At 72.6% G+C, this 17,383-nt stretch carries 19 protein-coding genes; 5 read left to right on the forward strand and 14 right to left on the reverse strand.

Annotated elements, in window-relative coordinates; all coding sequences use genetic code 11:
• Positions 1 to 109: 109 nt before the first annotated feature.
• Together AC3EN4_RS04705 and AC3EN4_RS04710 are read right to left on the reverse strand one after the other, a co-directional pair.
• The gene (locus AC3EN4_RS04705; RefSeq protein WP_435204683.1) at positions 110 to 286 is read right to left on the reverse strand and encodes a hypothetical protein; all 177 of its coding nucleotides are present in this window, start codon (positions 284 to 286) and stop codon (positions 110 to 112) included.
• 7 nt (positions 287 to 293) lie between these two features.
• Positions 294 to 527, reverse strand: a complete 234-nt coding sequence (locus tag AC3EN4_RS04710) for a zinc-ribbon domain-containing protein (protein WP_422738475.1) — start codon at positions 525 to 527, stop codon at positions 294 to 296.
• 101 nt (positions 528 to 628) lie between these two features.
• Between AC3EN4_RS04710 and AC3EN4_RS04715 the strand changes: the two genes are divergently transcribed.
• Entirely contained in the window at positions 629 to 994 is a 366-nt protein-coding gene (locus tag AC3EN4_RS04715; RefSeq protein ID WP_435204684.1) for a type II toxin-antitoxin system RelE/ParE family toxin, read from the forward strand.
• Positions 991 to 1,308: a helix-turn-helix domain-containing protein gene (locus AC3EN4_RS04720; protein WP_435204685.1), complete on the forward strand. Its 318-nt coding sequence runs from the start codon at positions 991 to 993 to the stop codon at positions 1,306 to 1,308. Before AC3EN4_RS04715 ends, AC3EN4_RS04720 begins: the two co-directional genes overlap by 4 nt.
• Positions 1,309 to 1,434: 126 nt before the next feature.
• Here AC3EN4_RS04720 and AC3EN4_RS04725 read toward each other — a convergent pair whose 3' ends face one another.
• The 4 genes from AC3EN4_RS04725 to AC3EN4_RS04740 form a co-directional block, all read right to left on the reverse strand.
• On the reverse strand, positions 1,435 to 2,304 hold the full coding sequence (locus tag AC3EN4_RS04725; RefSeq protein ID WP_435204686.1) for an SRPBCC domain-containing protein: 870 nt from the start codon (positions 2,302 to 2,304) through the stop codon (positions 1,435 to 1,437).
• Entirely contained in the window at positions 2,297 to 2,854 is a 558-nt protein-coding gene (locus AC3EN4_RS04730; protein WP_355051970.1) for a helix-turn-helix domain-containing protein, read from the reverse strand. The genes AC3EN4_RS04725 and AC3EN4_RS04730 overlap by 8 nt, the downstream gene beginning before the upstream one ends.
• A gap of 117 nt (positions 2,855 to 2,971) precedes the next feature.
• The gene (locus AC3EN4_RS04735) at positions 2,972 to 4,315 is read right to left on the reverse strand and encodes a class I SAM-dependent methyltransferase (protein ID WP_435204687.1); all 1,344 of its coding nucleotides are present in this window, start codon (positions 4,313 to 4,315) and stop codon (positions 2,972 to 2,974) included.
• On the reverse strand, positions 4,312 to 5,709 hold the full coding sequence (locus tag AC3EN4_RS04740) for an FAD-binding oxidoreductase (protein ID WP_435204688.1): 1,398 nt from the start codon (positions 5,707 to 5,709) through the stop codon (positions 4,312 to 4,314). Before AC3EN4_RS04740 ends, AC3EN4_RS04735 begins: the two co-directional genes overlap by 4 nt.
• Before the next feature lie 93 nt (positions 5,710 to 5,802).
• Between AC3EN4_RS04740 and AC3EN4_RS04745 the strand changes: the two genes are divergently transcribed.
• On the forward strand, positions 5,803 to 6,273 hold the full coding sequence (locus tag AC3EN4_RS04745; protein WP_435204689.1) for an aminoacyl-tRNA deacylase: 471 nt from the start codon (positions 5,803 to 5,805) through the stop codon (positions 6,271 to 6,273).
• A gap of 58 nt (positions 6,274 to 6,331) precedes the next feature.
• Positions 6,332 to 7,042, forward strand: coding sequence for an RICIN domain-containing protein (locus AC3EN4_RS04750; RefSeq protein WP_435204690.1), 711 nt, complete (start codon positions 6,332 to 6,334; stop codon positions 7,040 to 7,042).
• 1 nt (position 7,043) lies between these two features.
• Here the strand turns inward: AC3EN4_RS04750 and AC3EN4_RS04755 are convergent, their stop codons facing one another.
• Complete coding sequence (locus AC3EN4_RS04755) at positions 7,044 to 8,399, reverse strand: MFS transporter (RefSeq protein WP_435204691.1); 1,356 nt, start codon at positions 8,397 to 8,399, stop codon at positions 7,044 to 7,046.
• 19 nt (positions 8,400 to 8,418) lie between these two features.
• Between AC3EN4_RS04755 and AC3EN4_RS04760 the strand changes: the two genes are divergently transcribed.
• Complete coding sequence (locus AC3EN4_RS04760) at positions 8,419 to 9,408, forward strand: GlxA family transcriptional regulator (RefSeq protein WP_435204692.1); 990 nt, start codon at positions 8,419 to 8,421, stop codon at positions 9,406 to 9,408.
• A gap of 99 nt (positions 9,409 to 9,507) precedes the next feature.
• Here the strand turns inward: AC3EN4_RS04760 and AC3EN4_RS04765 are convergent, their stop codons facing one another.
• The 7 genes from AC3EN4_RS04765 to AC3EN4_RS04795 form a co-directional block, all read right to left on the reverse strand.
• The gene (locus AC3EN4_RS04765; protein ID WP_435204693.1) at positions 9,508 to 9,975 is read right to left on the reverse strand and encodes a hypothetical protein; all 468 of its coding nucleotides are present in this window, start codon (positions 9,973 to 9,975) and stop codon (positions 9,508 to 9,510) included.
• Positions 9,976 to 10,100: 125 nt separating this feature from the next.
• On the reverse strand, positions 10,101 to 12,053 hold the full coding sequence (locus AC3EN4_RS04770) for a vWA domain-containing protein (protein WP_435204694.1): 1,953 nt from the start codon (positions 12,051 to 12,053) through the stop codon (positions 10,101 to 10,103).
• A gap of 2 nt (positions 12,054 to 12,055) precedes the next feature.
• Positions 12,056 to 13,507 carry a sigma 54-interacting transcriptional regulator gene (locus AC3EN4_RS04775; RefSeq protein WP_435204695.1) on the reverse strand — a complete coding sequence of 484 codons (1,452 nt, stop codon included), beginning with the start codon at positions 13,505 to 13,507 and terminating at the stop codon, positions 12,056 to 12,058.
• Positions 13,508 to 13,573: 66 nt separating this feature from the next.
• Entirely contained in the window at positions 13,574 to 14,650 is a 1,077-nt protein-coding gene (locus AC3EN4_RS04780; RefSeq protein WP_435204696.1) for a hypothetical protein, read from the reverse strand.
• 128 nt (positions 14,651 to 14,778) lie between these two features.
• On the reverse strand, positions 14,779 to 15,429 hold the full coding sequence (locus tag AC3EN4_RS04785) for a response regulator transcription factor (protein ID WP_435204697.1): 651 nt from the start codon (positions 15,427 to 15,429) through the stop codon (positions 14,779 to 14,781).
• On the reverse strand, positions 15,429 to 16,730 hold the full coding sequence (locus tag AC3EN4_RS04790; RefSeq protein WP_435204698.1) for a histidine kinase: 1,302 nt from the start codon (positions 16,728 to 16,730) through the stop codon (positions 15,429 to 15,431). Before AC3EN4_RS04790 ends, AC3EN4_RS04785 begins: the two co-directional genes overlap by 1 nt.
• 55 nt (positions 16,731 to 16,785) lie before the next feature.
• Positions 16,786 to 17,283: a hemerythrin domain-containing protein gene (locus AC3EN4_RS04795; RefSeq protein ID WP_435204699.1), complete on the reverse strand. Its 498-nt coding sequence runs from the start codon at positions 17,281 to 17,283 to the stop codon at positions 16,786 to 16,788.
• Between the last annotated feature and the right edge of the window lie 100 nt (positions 17,284 to 17,383).

The raw sequence follows: 17,383 nt of genomic DNA on the forward strand, positions 1-17,383 counted from the left end.
GAAAGCCTAGCCAGCGCCCCGGACCGCCGCCAGAGCCGAACATCCAGGTCGGTGCGGTCTTCCCGGGCGTTCGTGCCGGCCAGCGTTCCGCGCCGGCCGACGGGTCGGGTCAGCGGCCGGCGGAGCGGTTCCAGGGTGAGCGGGGCAACGCGGTGCCGGCCAGCGGGCGGCGCACGGGTCGGCGGCGACGCCGGCCGGGGGTGCACGGCGGGCGGGCGGCGGTGTGCACCACGGGTACGGCCGACGACGACGGTCGGCCGATCAACCAGCACAGGAAGCGGGCCATCTGCGGCTCAGCCGACCGGAAGGCGCTGGGCGTCGGACTTGGCGATCTCGTACTGCGCCCCGCAGAACGTGCACTGCTGCGCGTACCTGGTGCGGATCGGGATGAGCGGGATGAAGAAGAGGGTGAATTTCGTCGACCGGCGGGTGATCACCTGTGCGGCGTGGTTGCCGCAGTGACGGCACACCTCCTGCACGACACCGGACCGGTCGACCTTGGTACGCAGACCAAAGATGAAGAACATCGCCCGGCAGTACCCACTCCACCCCGAAAAGTCACCGACCCCGGCCCACCGATCACTACAACAGCGGCGCAGCACGGTATAGCGATTGGTATACTTCCCGGATGTCGCAGGATGAGTGGGAGGTCTTCGTCGTCGACGAGGTCCGCGCCTGGATCGACAGCCTGGACGAGGCGACTTTCGTCCGGGTCGTTCAGGCGATCGACGCGCTCGCCGACGTGGGACCCGGCCTGGGCCGCCCTCTGGTCGACACGATCAGCGGGTCGACGCTGGCGAACCTCAAGGAGCTGCGACCCGGCACCGTCCGCATACTCTTCGTCTTCGACCCGTGGCGCGCCAGCATTCTGCTGGTCGCGGGCGACAAGGCAGGCCAGTGGCAGAGCTGGTATCAGCAGGCCATCCCGCTCGCCGAACAACGCTACGAGATCTACTTGAAGGAACGCGCGCAGCAGGAGGGGGGCCGGCGATGAGTGGACATGTGCGGTGGTCGGACATCCGGTCGGAGTACGTACAGCGGGCCGGCGGCGAGGAAGCCGTCGAAGCGGGAAAGCAGGAAATGCTCGCGCAGGTCGTGGGGCACCGCCTCGCCGAGGTACGACGAGCACGCGGCCTCACTCAGCAGCAGGTGGCCGAGCGGATGGGGGTGACCAAGGGGCGGATCTCCCAGATCGAGCAGGGCCGGATTTCCGGTCAGGAGGTGGTGGCCCGGTATGCCATCGCCCTCGGCGGTCGACTTCACCAGGCCATCTACTTCGACGACGGCGACATCGCCGCCATCGCGTGAGCCGCCCTGCCGGCAGCCATCTCTCCCCGCACACAAGATCGTGCTCGATCCAGGATGTGGTGGCCTCCGGCGCAAACGAGGCCACTACATCCCTGATCGAGCACGATCACGATCAAGGCCGGACGGTCAGAAGGTGGGCTGGGGGTCCAGGCCGGGGACCTCCTCGGCGAGCCAGATCGGCTGCCAGGCCGTCATCTCGTGGAAGCGGCGCAGCTCGAACAGCCCCGCGACCGTACCGCTCCAGGCGCCGTACGGCGGGTTGGTCTCGTCGAAGCCGCTCTGCACGAAGGTCAGCGTGGTGCGACCACCGGATTCGGCCAGCTCCCAGTTGGTGACGCCGGTCGGCCCCCAGTCGACGGACATCCGCCGGCCGGGCTCCAGGTCGACGATCTTGGCGGCGTACCCGGCCTCGAAACCGCCCATGGCGTACCGGCCGCCGACCCACGGCTCGATCCCGATGGGGTAGCCGAACCAGGCGCTGGCCTGCTCGGAGTCGGTCAGCGACTCCCACACCTTGTCGGCGGGGGCGGCGATGACCAGCTCGCCACGCAGGTCGGCGGAGGTGAAGTCGGTGCGCGGCAGCAGCGGCTTGCCCTCCAGGTGGGCGGCCAGGTTGGCGATGGACAGCGCCCAGTACGTCTGGAGCACACCCCGGATGCTGGTGCCGCTCATCGCCTCGGCGAAGTCGAAGTGGCTCTGCGTCAGCGTGAGCACCGTGGCGTCCGGGCCGTCGGCGGCGAACTGAAAGCCGGTGGTGGTCTCCACGCCGTCGAGCAGCCAACCGAAGCTCAGCGAGTCGTCGTGGACGTGCAGCAGCCGCTGGTGCGGGGCGTCACCTTCGGGCGTGTAGCGGCCCCAGAACTCGTACCGCTCGGGCAGCTCGACCTCGGCGTGCTCGGCCAGCCAGACGCGCAGCTCGGCCGGGTCGGTCAGCGCCTGGCGGACGCGCGCCACGGGCGCGGCGAGGCGGGCCTGCACCTTCAACGGTTCACTCATTGTCGTTCCCTTTCGGATAGCAGGCGACGGCCAGCTTGAAGGCGTCGCCCTCGCTGCCGCCGTAGCGGGTGAACAGGTCCTGAAGTGCGGTTTGCAGGTCGTGCAGGAACTCCTGGCGTTGCTCGGCGGGCACCCGGATCTCGCCGGAGACCCCGATCGAGGGCAGCTCGGGCGCCGCCCGGTCCAGGGCCGCGATGTCGGCCTGGACCTCCTCCATCAGGTCGAGCAGGTAGCCCAGGCTCAGCTCGTCGCGGGCCCGCCGCAGCCCGATCCGGCCGACCAGCCGGGGCGAGAGCCAGTACGACCGGGCGGCGGCCTGGTAGATGCCCTCGGTGATGCCCCGGACCTTGCGCTCGTTGACCAGCTCGACCAGGCCGGCCGCGACGAGCTGCTTGACGTGGTAGTAGACGCGCTGTGGCGTCTGGTCGAGTCGGGCCGCGACCTCGGTGCAGGTGCGCGGTTCGGCCAGTTGCCGCAGCACCTCCACGCGCTGCGGCTTGAGCAGGACCTCGGCCTGCTCGATCTGCTCCAGGTACAGGACGTCTCTCATGGCAAAATCAGTTTGTACGTACAAAACTTGTTTGTCAATCGCTTCGCGAGAAGCCGCGCCGACTTTCTCGACGCGGCTTCAGGCGGCAGTCAGCCTCAGCTGACGCTCAGCGGATGATCAGGGCAACCAGTCCGGTCGCAGCGGGTAGCCGTTCGCGCCGTCCGGACCGTTGTGGGTGGCCAGCACCTGGTGCAGTTGGATGCCGTTGCGCTCGAACGCCATCCGCGAACCGGCCATGTAGAGGCCCCACACCCGGGCCGTCCCCGCGCCCACCTCCGAGACGCAGAAGTCCCAGTGCTCCACCAGGTTGCGACACCAGGCGGCGAGCGTCAGCGCGTAGTGCTGGCGCAGGTTCTCCTCGTGGTGCACCTCCAACCCGGCGTCGTGCACCTCGCTGATCAGCCGACCCGGGCCGGCCAGCTCGCCGTCCGGGAAGACGTACCTGTCGATGAACGCGCCCGAGCGGTGCGGCGCCCGGTTGTCGGCGCGGGTGATGGTGTGGTTGAGCAGCCGTCCACCCGTACGCAGCCGCGACCGCAGCGCCCCGAAGTACGACGGGTAGTTGCGCACGCCGATGTGTTCGGTCAGCCCGATCGAGGAGATGGCGTCGAACTGCTCCGCGGGCGCGTCCCGGTAGTCGAGGTGTCGCACCTCGGCCAACTCGGTCAGCCCTTCCCGCTCGATCGCGGCCTGCGCCCACTGCGCCTGCGCCTTCGACAGGGTGACCCCGAGCGCCTTGACCCCGTACTCGCGCGCGGCGTGCCGGACCATGCCGCCCCAGCCGCAGCCCACGTCGAGAAGCCGCATGCCCTTCTTGAGCGCCAGCTTGCCGGCGACCAGGTCGTACTTCGCCGCCTGGGCCTGCTCCAGCGTGTCGGTCGGGGACCGGAAAACCGCGCAGGTGTACGTCATGGACGGGCCGAGCACCTTCTCGTAGAAGGCGTTCGAGACGTCGTAGTGGTGCGAGATCGCCGTGCTGTCGCGGACCCGGGAATGCCGCAGCCCGTTCATCACCCGCTTCCAGCGGGGCTGGGCCTCCTGCGGCGGGGCCGGCGGCGGCAACAGCCGCTCCCAACCCAACCCCCGCACCAGCGCGACACCGTCGGCCACCGACGGCGGGCGCAGCCGCAGCTCGTCCTTGAGCACCCGCAGCGCCTCGTACGGGTCACCCGGGTGCACCCCCTGCAACGCCAGGTCGCCACTGACGTACGCCCGGGCCATGCCCAGGTCGCCGGGGGCGGTGAGCAGGTACGACAGACCCCGCTCGGAACGGATCGCCAGGGTGATGCCGGCGTCGGCCGGGCCGACGGCGCTGCCGTCGTACCCGGTGATGCGGATCGGCAACGGTCCGGCGGTGACCGCGCGGACGACGTCCGCCACGGTCGGACCGGTGCGCCGGCCCCCCGCCGGCGGGGTGGCGGGGACGCTCGCCGCCCCCTGGTCTCGGTCGGTCAGGCTCATGCTCGTGCTACCGCCTTTTCGTACAGTCCCGTCAGCCGGTGGTCCGGGTCGTAGCGGTCTTTCACCGCGCGCCAGGTCTCGCCGCCGTAGAGGCGATCGAAGGCGTCCCGGTCGTAGTACGCGTCGGAGTAGAGCGACTTGTGCCCACCCAGCTCCGACACCCTGCGTTCGATCGTGCGGTTGACGTCGCCGTCGGCGGCGCCGGGCGCGATCGGCACGCTCCCCCAGAACCCAATGTTGACGTAGTCCTGCCCCTCGTGGAGCGGATACAGCGGCCACGACCGCGCGGAACCGGGACCCTCCGGCTCGCGCAACCGCAGCGGGCAGAGCCACACCGGGGTCATCCCCACGTTGGCAGCGAACCAGCGCAGGAAGTCGGCCGTGCGGTCCAGCGGAATCTCCACGTCCTGCACGACCCGCTCCCGGGCCGGCTGGCCGCGCAGCCGGTCGATCCGGGCCGCCACCTGGTGCCGGTGTTCGAGGCGGACCAGTCGGTGATAGACGTCGCTGCGCCGGTAGCGCGCCGGCCAGAGCCGGCGGACGACCGGATGCTGCGCGCCGAACGCCGCCGAGCACCAGAACCAGTCGGTGTCCCAGCGCCAGAGGTAGTCGTACGCGGTCAGCACGTCGCGGGTGCGCCGGCGCAGCGACCGGTAGTAGATCTCCTGGCCGGTGTAGTCGCTGGGCGGGTCGGCCGTGTCGGTGAAGCGCCCCAGCACCAGGTACGCCTCGCCGGGGCTGAACATCACCCCGTCCAGCGCGTCGACCTGCTCGCCGGCCCAGGACCGGGTGGCGGTCACCTCGGCGATCGCGTCGGTGAGCGCCTCCAGTCGGGTGAACCGGATGTTGCGCAACGCCACGTACCGGCCGATCGGCTGCAACTCGATACGCAGCCGCGTCGCGTAGCCGAGGCTGCCCAGCGAGTTGGGGAACGCCCGGAACAGTTCGGCGTGCTCGCCGTCCGGGCGCGCGGTGACGATCGCGCCGGAGCCGGTGAGGATGTCCATCTCGCGGACCGACTCGTGGGGCAGGCCGTTGCGGAAGGAGGTCGACTCGATCCCCAGGCCGGTCACCGCGCCGCCCAGGGTGATGGTGCGCAGTTGCGGCACCACCAGCGGCATCAGCCCGTGCGGCAGGGTGGCGTCGACCAGGTCCTCGTACGTGCACATGCCCTGCACGTCGGCCGTACGCCCGGCCTCATCGACCGAGAGCACCCCGTTGAGGCCGCTCACGTCGAGGCCCGGGGTGCGGGGAGCGGATCGGGGGCGGAACAGGTTGGAGGTGCGTTTGGCCAGCCGGACAGGCTCGCCCGTGGGCACCGCGGCGTACGACCGCCGCAGCGTGTCCACCGCTTCATCATGGTCAATGGGGTGATCCACACGCTCAGCGCGCATGTGATCACCTTACGCCTGCACCCGGGAAATCGTGGGATGTCCTCGCCTGCCGTTTCCCGTCCGACGGCAGGTCCGACGGTTACCGTGGCGGTCATGCCGTCGCCCGCGATCGCCGCCCTGGACTCCGCCGGACTGCCGTACCGGTTGGTCAGTCACGGCGCGGTCGGCAGCCTCGCGGAGGCCGCCGCCGCCCGTGGCGTGGCCATCCCGGACGTGGTCAAGACGATCGTCGTCCGCCGCGCCGCGGACGACCACCTGTTCGTGCTCACCCCCGGCGACCGGGTCGTCTCCTGGCCCAAGCTGCGTGCCCTGCTCGGAGTGCAGCGCATCTCCATGCCGGACGCGGCGGGCGCGCTGGCCGCCACCGGGTACGAGCGCGGCACCATCACCCCGTTCGGCGCGAGCACCCCCTGGCCGGTGATCGCCGACGAGCGACTGCGCGGCCGGCAGATCACCCTGGGCGCGGGCGAGCGGGGTCTCGCCGTCGCGGTGGACGCCGACGCCGTGATCGCCGCCCTCGACGCCACTGTGGCCGACGTCACCGATCCGCAGCCCGCCCGTTGAGCGCTGCCGCCGTCGTCCGGCTGGCTCCCGCACGCCGCCCTGGGTGAGGATGGCGGCTATGCCCGCGCCCGAGGAACGCCCCGACTCCGTCGGCACCGTCTACGGTGGCCGACGCCGTGCCGACCCCGGACCGTTGGCCGATCCGCTGCTGCGGGTGGCGTTGGCTGTCGGGCTGGTGGGCGTACTCCTCGGCGTGGTCTTCGCCACCGGCCTGCTCGACGGCGACGACGAGCCGGTGGTGCCGGCGGCCGTCGCGACCCCGACCGGCGCGGTCGAGCCGACCACCCCGGCGGCCGAGCCGAGCCCGACGCCCTCGGTCGAGCCGTCCCCGACCCCGTCGGCCACCCCGGCGGTTCCTACCAGCGGTTCGCACGTGCTGCGGTCACCCGCCGGGCTCTGCCTCGGGCTCGACGGCGACGACGAGAAGGCCGAGGCCGAGCTGGCCGCCTGCACCGGCGGCCCGGAGCAGCAGTGGGTGCTCAACCCGGTCGGGACGGGCGCGGTGACGATGACCAACGCCGCCCACGGGCAGTGCCTCGACGTCGAGGGCGGCAGCGGCGACGACGGTGCGCGGATGATGCAGTTCCCCTGCCACGGTCAGGCCAACCAGCAGTGGCGGCTGACTCCCACCGGCGCCGGCCCGATCCTGCTGGTGGCGGTGCACAGCGGCAAGTGCGCGCAGGCCGAGGACGACGGCGCCGAGGCCGGGGACGACATCCGGCAGCGGCCCTGCGACGGCCGGGCCACCCAGCAGTGGACGGTGAGCTGACTCAGCCCCGGAAGCTCCACGCCCGGGGAGCGGTCGCGGCGGTCAGGACGGCCTCCGACACCGGTCGACCGGGCCGTCGGCGCAGCAGCAGCGACAGACCCGCCGCGCCGATCGACAGCGCGCCGGCCGCGTACCAGGCCACCGCGTAGTCGCCGAGCTGGTCGCGGACCAGCCCCGCGCCGGTGGCCGCGAGCGCCGCACCGAACTGGTGGGCGGCGAACACCCAACCGAAGACGACCGCACCGCCGCTGCCGAAGTACTCCCGGCACAGCGCCACCGTCGGCGGCACCGTGGCCACCCAGTCCAGCCCGTAGAAGACGATGAACACCAGCATGCTCGGCTCGGCGGTGCCCGTGAACAGGCTGGGCAGCACCAGCAGCGACAGCCCGCGCAGCGCGTAGTAGGCGCCGAGCAGCAGGCGACTGTCCACCCGGTCGGTGAGCCAGCCGGAGGCGATCGTGCCGACGATGTCGAAGAGCCCCACCAGCGCGAGCAGGCCCGCCGCCGTGGTCTCGGCCATGCCGTGGTCGTGCGCGGCCGGCACGAAGTGCGTACCCACCAGGCCGTTGGTGGTCGCCCCGCAGATCGCGAACCCGCCGGCCAGCAGCCAGAACGGCCGGGTGCGGGCGGCGGCGGCCAGCGCGCCCATCGCCCGGGTCGCCGCGCCACCGGTCGCCGGCGGCGCGGCGACGACCTCGGTCGCGCCGTAGGCGGGCAGGTCGAGATCCGCCGGGTGTTCGCGCAGCAGCCACACCACCAGGGGTACGACGGCCAGGGCGGCACCGGCCACGACGAGTGCCGCCGTACGCCAGCCGTGGTCGCGGACCAGTACGGCGATCAGCGGCAGGAAGATCAGTTGCCCGGCGGCCCCGCCCGCGGTCAGCACCCCGGTGACCAGCCCACGCCGGTGGACGAACCAGCGTCCGGTGACGGTCGCCACGAAGGCGAGCGCCATCGAGCCGGTGCCCAGGCCGACGAGGACGCCCCAGCACAGCAGCAACTGCCAGCTCGCGGTCATGAGGACCGTCAGGCCACTGCCGGCGGCGACCAGCAGCAGCGCCACCGAGACGACCCGACGGATGCCGAACCGGTCCATCAGCGCGGCGGCGAACGGCGCGGTGAGCCCGTAGAGGAGCAGGTTCACCGAGACGGCCGCGGAGATGGTGGCGAGCGGCCAGCCGAACTCGGCGTGCAGCGGGTGCAGCAGCACCGACGGGGTGGCGCGGAAACCGGCCGCGCCGACGAGCGCCACGAAGGCGACACCGGCCACGAGCCAGGCGGGGTGCAGGCGACGTGTCTTGCTCACGCGACCAGTCTGGGTTGCGCCCCCGGCGGCGACGAGTGGCCGGAAAGCCATCGTGCGCAATAATCGGGCCATGAGCAGTGGCCCGCACCGGATCGCCGTCCTCGCCCTCGACCAGGTCGTCGGCCTGGACCTCGGCACCCCGTCCCAGGTCTTCAGCACCGCCCGCGGTGTCGACGACCAGTACCGCTACGACGTACGGGTGTGCACCCCGGGCGGCCGGCCGGTCCGCAGCACCGCCGGCTTCCAGGTGCTCCCGGACCACGGGTTGGAGCTGCTCGACACCGCCGACACGGTGATCGTCCCGGGCATCCACGACGGCGCGGCGCTCACCACGGGCACCATCGAGCCGGAGGTGGCCGAGGCGCTGCGGTCGGCGTACGAGCGGGGCGCGCGGATCATGTCGATCTGCACCGGGGCGTTCGTGCTGGCCGCCGCCGGCCTGCTGGACGGACGCCGGGCGACCACCCACTGGGCGTACGCCAAGCCCTTCCGCCGCCTGCACCCCCGGGTGGACCTCGACCCGGACGTGCTCTTCATCGTCGACGACCGGGTGCTCACCTCGGCCGGAGTGGCCGCCGGCATCGACCTGTGCCTGCACGTCATCCGGCTCGACCACGGCAGCGAGATCGCCAACCGGGCGGCCCGGCGCTGCGTCATGCCGCCGTGGCGCGACGGTGGGCAGGCGCAGTACATCGAGCAGCCGGTGCCCCGGGCCACCGATGCGAGCACTGCCGCCGCCCGGGAGTGGGCCCGGCAGCGGCTGCACGAGCCGATCGCCCTGCGCGACCTCGCCGAGCAGGCCCGGATGAGCGTGCGCACCTTCACCCGACGTTTCCGGTTGGAGACCGGGCTGAGCCCGGCGCAGTGGCTGCTGCGTCAGCGCGCCGACCATGCCCGACTGCTGCTGGAGACGACCGACCTCACCGTCGACCAGATCGCCCGCCGCTGCGGCTTCGGCACGACAGCCGCCCTCCGCCAACAACTCCACCAGCGCATCGGCGTCGCCCCGACCACGTACCGCCGCACCTTCCACCCCCGCGAAGAGCTGACAACACCCTGACCCCCGCGATCTTGCACTTTGTGTCGTCGGAACGCCCTTCTTGTGCACCTTTATCGCCGCAGAAAGTGCAAGATCGGCGCGGTCTGGGATGGGTTCGGGTCAGGTGCGGAGCAGGTGGAGCTGGGCTTGGTGTTTGGGGAGGTGGACCCTGGCGTGCAGATCGAGCGTGCGGGACCAGGGCAGCGGCTCGTCGACGATCAGGTCGAACCCCTCGCGCAGGTGTGTCTCCACCGGCGCCTCCGCCGCGAGGCCGAGTTGGTCGACCAACCCGCACAGTCGGTCGCTGGTCTCGTGCAGCAGCGCCGCCAGGCCGCGCAGACCGCCGTGCTCGGCGGCCAACGCGTCGAGCTGCGGACGGTGGATGTCCTCCTCCAGCTCGTAGTAGGCGAACGGCGATCCGGCGAGCAACGCCTCGCTGGCCTGGATCATCAGCTCGTCGTTGGCCACCAGGTGCGCCACGATCTGCTCAGCACTCAACTGCCCCCGAGGAGCAGGCCCGAACGCCGCCCCGTCGATCTCCCCAAACACCCCGTCATAGGCCCGCCGCAGCCCACCAGTTCCCGCCACACCCCCACCCCACCCGCCCCACCCCGCCGATCATGGGGTTGTGGTGCCCGGTTCACCCGGACGAGCGGCATCTGCCACCCACCACAACTCCATGATCGACAAGGAGGCCGAGGGGGCCGAGCGGGTCAGCGGCGGGACTGGCGGGAGCGGAGGTAGTCGGAGACGACGTACTCGCCCAGGTCGTCGGTGTCGGGGGTGAACATGCGGCCACGACTGCGTCTCGCCACCGCGTCGACGAAGCGGCGCAGGCCCGGATCGTCACCGAGCATGAAGAGGTTGAGCGTGGCGCCGTAACGGCTGAGTCGGTCCACCTCGCGGACCGTCGCCTCGATCGTCTCCGGCAGCGGCGGCCAGTGGAACAGCGCCTCCCCGTCGTCCGGATCGAGGTGGGCGGTCGGCTCCCCGTCGGTGACCACCAGCACCACCGGCTCGGCGTCCGGATGCCGGCGCAGGTGCCGAGCGGCCAACCGCAGCGCGTGTTGCAGGTTCGTCCCCTGTTGCAGGTCCGGCTCCACGGCCGCCAACTCCTGCTGGGTGAGCGTCGTCGCCTCCCGACCGAAGCCCACGATCTGCAGGGCGTCCTGCGGAAAGCGGGTCTCCATCAGGTGCGCCAACGCCAGCGCCGTCTGCTTCATCGGTCCCCAACGACCCTGCGAGATCATCGAGTACGACAGGTCGACGCAGAGCACCACCGCCGCCGAGGCGCGCTTCTCGGTCTCCACCACCTCGAAGTCCTCGACGGCGAGCTGCACCGGGACGGTCGGCCCGGCCCGGCGTACCGCCCGGGTGAGCGTGCGGACCACGTCCAGCGGCTGCTCGTCGCCGTACTCCCACTGGCGGGACGCGCCGCTGACCTCGCCGGCGGCACCCGCCGAGCGCAGGTCGTGCTGACCGCGCGGTCCGGCCGTCAGGTCGGCGAAGACCCGTCGCAGCGCGGTGCCGCCGAGCCGGCGGAGCGCCTTCGGGCTGAGCGTGAGCCCGTCCGCGTCGCGGCCCACCCAGCCCTGCCGGCGCAGCTCGCGTTCCAACTCGCGCAGCCGGCGGACGTCGTCGGCCGCGTCCCGGCCCAGCGTCCGGGCCACCGCGTCGACGTCCACGTCGTCTAGCGTGGCTCCCGGGTGCTCCTGGTCGAGCTGGTCCAGCAGGTCGTCCAGCTCGCCGATCTCGCCGAGCGCGCCGGCCGCGTCGGCGTAGTCCAGCGGCTGGTCGCCCCGGACCCGCTCGCCGCGTCCCCAGCGCAGGTCCGGCCGCAGCGCCCGCAGGTTCGCGTCGAGCGCCGACAGCTCACCGGCGAGGCGGTCGCCGAGGGACTGCTGCATCAGGCCGGCCAGCTCGGCGCGCTGCCGCTCGGACAGCGAGTTCATCAGCCGCTCGCCGGCCGCCGAACGGCGGGCCAGCACGTCGATCAGCTCGTCGACCGTCTCCGGCTGCTCCGGGAAGAAGTCGCCGTGCCGGCGCATGAACTCGGCGAACGCGTCGGTGGTGTCCTCCGCGCGGCCGTGCCGGGCCAGCAGGTCGTTCAGGTCCCGCATCATCTCGGCGAGCCGCTGCTGTGCGGCCGGATCGGCGGACGCGCGGACCGCGTCCCGCAGTCCCGCGAACCGCTGACCGAGCACGTCGTCCCGGAGCTGGTCCAGGATCTGCTGGTACGACCGCCGGGCGTCCTCGCTGGCCCACTGGTAGCCGGACAGCTCCTGGACCGCCCGGGCCGTGGAGCGGGGCAGATTGTCCAGCACCGCCTCGGCGAACCGGGCGTTGTCGTCGTCGCGCCCGCGCAGCTCGTCACGTTCGGCCGCGAGCGCCTGGTCGAGCAGGGCCTGCGCTCGGGTCACCGCGCCGTCGAGGTCGCCACGACGAAGCGCCTCGCGGCGCAGCCGTCGTGCCCGGGCGGCCAGGTCGTCCAATCCGCCCCGCCCCTGCGGGCCACGGCGCAGCAGGTCGCGCAGCGCCTGCCGCAGGCTTCCGCCGGCCAGCACCTCGGCGCCGACCGCGTCCACCGCCTCGCGCACGTCGTACGGGGGTGCCAGCGGATCGGGGCCGCCGTTCCACTGGCCGTACCGGAACCGGTTGCCGGCCACGGTCAGCCCCGGCCGCCGTAGACGGTGCGCCCGGACTCGGTGACGTCCTTGCCGAGCCGGCGGGTCAGGTGCAGCCCCTCCAACACGAACTCGACGGCCGCGGCGGCCTCCTCCGGGGTGGGCGCGTCGCCCAGGCCGAGCCGGTCCAGCACCTTGGCGAGACCGGGCACGGTGCCCACCTGGCGCAGCAGCTCGGTGGAGCCGACCAGCTCGCCGGTCTCGATCGCCGTCCCGTCCTCGACGAGGGCGGTGAACCCGGACAGGTCGAGGCCGGCCAGGTGCGCCCGGAACGTCTCGGCGGTCGCGGTCCGCAGCAGGTGGGCGAGGATCTCGATCTCCCGCCCCTCCTCGCCGCTCTCGAACTCCACCTTGCCACGCAGCGTGCTGGTCACCGACACCGCGTCACCGACCCGGGCGACGGCGGCCTCGGGTCGACCGTCGGAATCGTCCGAGGCGGCGAGCAGGCCGGCACGACGCAGCGCGGCTCCGGCGACGGTCTCGGCGGCGGCGATCGCGAACCGGGCGGAGACGCCGGAGCGCGGGTCAACCGACGGGGATTCCCGGACGGCGCGGGCGAAGCGGGCCAGCACCTCCAGCACGTGCTCCGGGACGGCGGCGACCAGGTCCGCCTCCTGACGGATCAGCGCCAGCTCCAACTCCAGGTCGACCGGGTAGTGGGTACGGATCTCCGCGCCGAACCGGTCCTTGAGCGGGGTGATGATCCGGCCCCGGTTGGTGTAGTCCTCCGGGTTGGCGCTGGCCACCAGGAGCAGGTCCAGCGGAAGCCGGAGCTGGTAGCCGCGGACCTGGATGTCCCGCTCCTCCAGCACGTTGAGCAGCGCCACCTGGATGCGTTCGGCCAGGTCGGGCAGCTCGTTGACGGCGAAGATGCCCCGGTTGGTACGCGGCACCAGCCCGAAGTGGATGGTCTCCGGGTCACCGAGGGTGCGGCCCTGGGCGATCCGGATCGGGTCGACGTCACCGATCAGGTCGCCGACGCTGGTGTCCGGGGTGGCCAGCTTCTCGCCGTAGCGCATCGAGCGGTGCAGCCAGCCGATCGGCAGGTCGTCGCCGGCCTCGGCGACCTGGGCGACCGAGGCGGGGGTGAGCGGGCGCATCGGGTGCTCGTTGAGGACCGAGCCGGCGATGACGGGGGTCCACTCGTCGAGCAGCGAGCCCAGGGCGCGGATCAGTCGGGTCTTGCCCTGGCCGCGCTCGCCGAGCAGCACCATGTCGTGCCCGGCGAGCAGAGCCCGCTCGACCTCGGGCAGGACGGTGTCGTCGTAGCCGACGATGCCGGGGAAACGGGTCTCGCCGGAGCGCATCCGGGCGAGGAGGTTGTCACGGAGTTCCTGCTTGACGGTGCGGTACTGGTGACCGGCCGCCCGTAGCGCGCCGAGCGTGCCGGGCAGGTCGGCCGGTGGAACCGGGATTACCGGGGTAGGCGCAGTCACCCGAGTAACGCTAGCTCACATTTTCGGGGGCGCCGCCGGCTTCGGGTGGCACCCCCACGGCCACCCTCACCCCCGGCCGCAGCGCCGGCAGGCACCCCGGCGACGCAGGTGGTACGCGTACGCGGCCGCGCCGAGCGCCACGCCCCACACCGGCCAGAGGAGCATCGGCGCCCCGGTCAGGCTGGTCCCGCCGGTGAGTTCCCAGAACTTGGGGTTGCTGAGCAGGCCGAGGCTCGCCGCGGTGACGGAGATGGCGACCAGGGTGGCCGGCACCACGGCCAGCGTCACCGGCACCCGCCGACCGGCGAGCCCGACCATCCAGCGGGGGAACCGCTCACCCCAGCGCTGCACCAGGCCGAGGGTGAGGATCGCGCCGGCGGTGGCGAAGGCGGCCAGCCCGAACCCCGCCCAGACGAGTCCGCTGTCCTGCATCTCGGTCAGGAACTCCCGGGAGATCCCCAGCGGGATGCCGGCCGCCCAGGCGAACCGGATCGCCGCGTACGTCAATGGAATGATCGCCGCGATGCCGGCGGCCCACCGGCCCCAGCGCGCGGCGGCGGCCGGGGTGGTCCAGCCACGGTCGGCGCCGTCCCGGCCGCAGGAGACGCAGGCCCCGGCGGTACGGCGTTGCCAGGCGAGCACCGCCCCGGCCAGCAGCAACCCGCCGAGAAGCGCGGCGAAGCGGCCGAACAGTGCCCAGTTGAAGATGTCGGAGTAGTCGACCGGGGGCCAGCCGAACGGCGCGCCGACGATCAGGATCGGCAGGTAGCCGAGAATGACCAGCACGCGGACGTCCGGCACGACCACGGCGAGCACGAACGCGACCGCCCAGCCGTAGCCGGCGAGCAGCGCCCGCAGCGGGCCGGGTGGGCGGACCGCCGGGCGGCTCATGGCCAGGGCGGCCACGGCGGCGGTCAGCAGGACACCGGCGAAGAGCGGGGTGGCCACCTCCACCGGCACCAGGCGCAGCAGGCTGACGTCGCCGCCGTGCGGGTCGTTCGGGCCGAACGGGTAGCCGGCGCCGGTGAGCGTGCTGACCAGGGCGAGTACGCCCCACAGGCCGAGCCAGCCGGCGGCGAGCGGGGCGAGTCGGTCGGGCCAGCGGGAGTCGGTAGGGGTTCGTATGTCATCGATCGTCGTCATGCTCCCAGCCTCGGCCGATCGGCGACCGGTTCCCTCCCGGGCGGCGGTGAACCCGCTCCCCCGGCCGAGGGAAAGGCGGGAGGAACCGCCGAGGGAAAGGCCGGGGAAACCGGCGAGGGAACGGCCGGTCAGCCGGACGGGGTGACGAAGCCCGACTCGTACGCGGCGATGACCGCCTGGGTACGGTCACGGACGCCCAGCTTGGCCAGCACGTTGCCGACGTGCGTCTTGACCGTCTCCACCCCGACGACGAGGTGCGCGGCGATCTCCGGGTTGGACCGGCCGGTCGCCATCAGCCGCAGCACCTCGGCCTCCCGCTCGGTGAGGCGCGCGGCGCGCAGGCGGTCCCCACCCGTCGGCCCGTACGCCCCGACGAGCTGGCGGATCGCGGCCGGGAACAGCAGCGACTCCCCGGCCGCGACGACCCGTACCGCCTCGACGACCTCCGCCGGGCGGGCCCGCTTCAGCAGGAAGCCGGACGCGCCGGCGCGCAGCGCCTCGTAGACGTACTCGTCGTTGGCGAACGTGGTGACCACCAACACCCGAGGCGGGTCGGCGGAGGTGGCCAGCAGGTGCCGGGTGGCCTGGATGCCGTCGATGCCGGGCATCCGGACGTCCATCAGCACCACGTCCGGGCGGTGCCGGGCGACCAGGGGTGGCACCTCGGCGCCGTCGGCGGCCTCGGCGAGCACCCGCAGGTCGGGTTGCGCGTCGATGATGGCCCGCAGTCCGACCCGGATCAGTTCGTCGTCGTCGACGATCAGCACGCCGGTGCTCATCACCCCTCCTCGTACGGCAGGCGGGCCTTCACGAGCCACCGGTCGCCGTCCGGGCCGACGGTGAGCCGGCCGCCGAGCAGCAGCACGCGTTCCCGGATGCCGTCCAGCCCGCGTCCACCCCGCCCCGGTGCGCGCGAGGAGTGAGCCGGTTCTGCGAGCCCCGCAGTCGCGGACGAAGGGTGGCTCAGATCGGCGCGGCGCGGGTGGGGCAGAGCGTTCGCCATCTCCAACTCCAGGGCGTCCGGGTGCAGGTCCAGCCGCAACGTCACCGGCCCGTGGCCGTGGCGGGCCGCGTTGGTCAGTCCCTCCTGGACGATGCGGTAACCCTCCCGGCTGACCACGGCGGGTACCGCCGCCGGGTCGCCGGCGCGGCGGTCGTACACCGTCAGCCCGGCCGCGCGGGCGTCGGTGACCAACCGGTCCAGGTCGGCCAGCGTACGCTGCGGCGCGACCGACGGCCGGTCGCCGCCGGTCTCGCGGAGCAGCCCCAGTACGTGGTCCAACTCCTCCATGGCGGTCCGGCCGGCGTCCTCGATGGCGGTCAGCGCGCGCCGGACGAACTCCGGGTCGGTGTCCAGCACCTCGCGGGCCGCTCCCGCCTGCAGGGTCGCCACGGTCAACGCGTGACCCACCGAGTCGTGCAGCTCCCGGGCCAGCCGGTTGCGTTCGGCGAGCCGGGTGGCGCGCGCCTCCAGGGCGGCGATCCGCTCGGCCTGGGCGGGGCCGAGCAGCACCGGGGCCATCGAGACGGCGAGCGCGCCGAGCCCGGCGACGGCGTAGCCGAGGCCGACCAGCAGGGCGATACCGGCGAGGGTGAGCCAGCCGCTGTCCCGACCGTCCAGCGGCCCGAACTGTTCCCGGCTGGTCAGCTCGTCGCCCACCCCGAACTGCTGGGCGATGAACGCCAGCGCCATCGGCAGGGCGCTGAACAGCGCGGTCATCACCAGCGCCCCGACGATGAGGTGCGTGGCGATCCACAGCGCGCTGCGCAGGCGGCTCTCCCGGTCGCCCCGGTGTCCCGGCGCCGGGTCGGGCAGGTCGACGCCGAGCAGCGCCCGTACGGCGGCGATCTCCAGGGCCCGGCTGCCGTCCAAGAGCAGCGGCACCACGGCGATCAGCGCCGCGACCACCAGCAGGACGTAGACCAGCGGACGGGGGATCTCCGAGTCGGTGAGCATCTGCGCGAAGGTCACCGCGAGGACCCCGTACGGCAGCGCGAGCACGCCACCGAGCAGCAGGAACACGCCGCGTCGCCAGGTGCTGCCGGCGACCAGCGGGGCGAGCGCCGCGCGGAGGGTCATCCGGTCATTCTGCTGCCGTGGGGCCGGTACGCGACTCCCCCGCGGCGGGGAGATCTCAGCGGTGGTCGGCCACGTACCCCTGCGGGTCCTTGTCGCGGAACGGCAGGTTGCGCCCGTTCTTGTGTTCGCCGTAGAAGGTCAGCCAGCGTTGTCCCAGTTCGGCGCGGAGTTCGAAGCTGGCGTGCCGGCGGAAGTCGGGCAGCGCCTCGTCCTCCTCCTCGGCCAGGTGCTCGCTGTTCTCCCGGCGGGCCGTACCGACCGCGTCCCACCAGGGCTTCGAGCCGACCGGGTGCAGTTTGGACTCGGCGATGGCGTCCCGGATCTTGTTGTGGTCGCCGATCGCGTCCTCGGTCTCGTCCTCGCCGTCGTCGCCGTGCTTGACCAGGTGCGGGTAGAGGATCGCCTCCTCCGCCTCCGCGTGGATGTCCAGGTGCAGGGCGAGGGCGTCCCAGATGGCCAGCAGTTCCTGCTCGTCGCGGGCGTCGTCGAGGCGGGCGAAGCCGCGCCGGAAGGCGGCGTGGTCGTCCAGGATCAGTGCGGTGATGTCGTCCACGTCGCTCACTTTCCGCGGTGCTGGGCCGGTCGTCGGGTCGAAACTACCCCGATGTCCGGCTTTCCACGCCCGATCTCGGGCAGGCCGGACCGGGGCTAGG

The sequence above is a fragment of the Micromonospora sp. bgisy143 genome (assembly GCF_057708145.1).

Bases quoted from the DNA above. Each gene is read 5' to 3' on its own strand.
- AC3EN4_RS04705 (WP_435204683.1), bottom strand. From the start codon at position 286: ATGGCCCGCTTCCTGTGCTGGTTGATCGGCCGACCGTCGTCGTCGGCC.
- AC3EN4_RS04710 (WP_422738475.1), bottom strand. From the start codon at position 527: ATGTTCTTCATCTTTGGTCTGCGTACCAAGGTCGACCGGTCCGGTGTC.
- AC3EN4_RS04715 (WP_435204684.1), top strand. From the start codon at position 629: ATGTCGCAGGATGAGTGGGAGGTCTTCGTCGTCGACGAGGTCCGCGCC.
- AC3EN4_RS04720 (WP_435204685.1), top strand. From the start codon at position 991: ATGAGTGGACATGTGCGGTGGTCGGACATCCGGTCGGAGTACGTACAG.
- AC3EN4_RS04725 (WP_435204686.1), bottom strand. From the start codon at position 2,304: ATGAGTGAACCGTTGAAGGTGCAGGCCCGCCTCGCCGCGCCCGTGGCG.
- AC3EN4_RS04730 (WP_355051970.1), bottom strand. From the start codon at position 2,854: ATGAGAGACGTCCTGTACCTGGAGCAGATCGAGCAGGCCGAGGTCCTG.
- AC3EN4_RS04735 (WP_435204687.1), bottom strand. From the start codon at position 4,315: ATGAGCCTGACCGACCGAGACCAGGGGGCGGCGAGCGTCCCCGCCACC.
- AC3EN4_RS04740 (WP_435204688.1), bottom strand. From the start codon at position 5,709: ATGCGCGCTGAGCGTGTGGATCACCCCATTGACCATGATGAAGCGGTG.
- AC3EN4_RS04745 (WP_435204689.1), top strand. From the start codon at position 5,803: ATGCCGTCGCCCGCGATCGCCGCCCTGGACTCCGCCGGACTGCCGTAC.
- AC3EN4_RS04750 (WP_435204690.1), top strand. From the start codon at position 6,332: ATGCCCGCGCCCGAGGAACGCCCCGACTCCGTCGGCACCGTCTACGGT.
- AC3EN4_RS04755 (WP_435204691.1), bottom strand. From the start codon at position 8,399: ATGGCTTTCCGGCCACTCGTCGCCGCCGGGGGCGCAACCCAGACTGGT.
- AC3EN4_RS04760 (WP_435204692.1), top strand. From the start codon at position 8,419: ATGAGCAGTGGCCCGCACCGGATCGCCGTCCTCGCCCTCGACCAGGTC.
- AC3EN4_RS04780 (WP_435204696.1), bottom strand. From the start codon at position 14,650: ATGACGACGATCGATGACATACGAACCCCTACCGACTCCCGCTGGCCC.
- AC3EN4_RS04785 (WP_435204697.1), bottom strand. From the start codon at position 15,429: ATGAGCACCGGCGTGCTGATCGTCGACGACGACGAACTGATCCGGGTC.
- AC3EN4_RS04790 (WP_435204698.1), bottom strand. From the start codon at position 16,730: ATGACCCTCCGCGCGGCGCTCGCCCCGCTGGTCGCCGGCAGCACCTGG.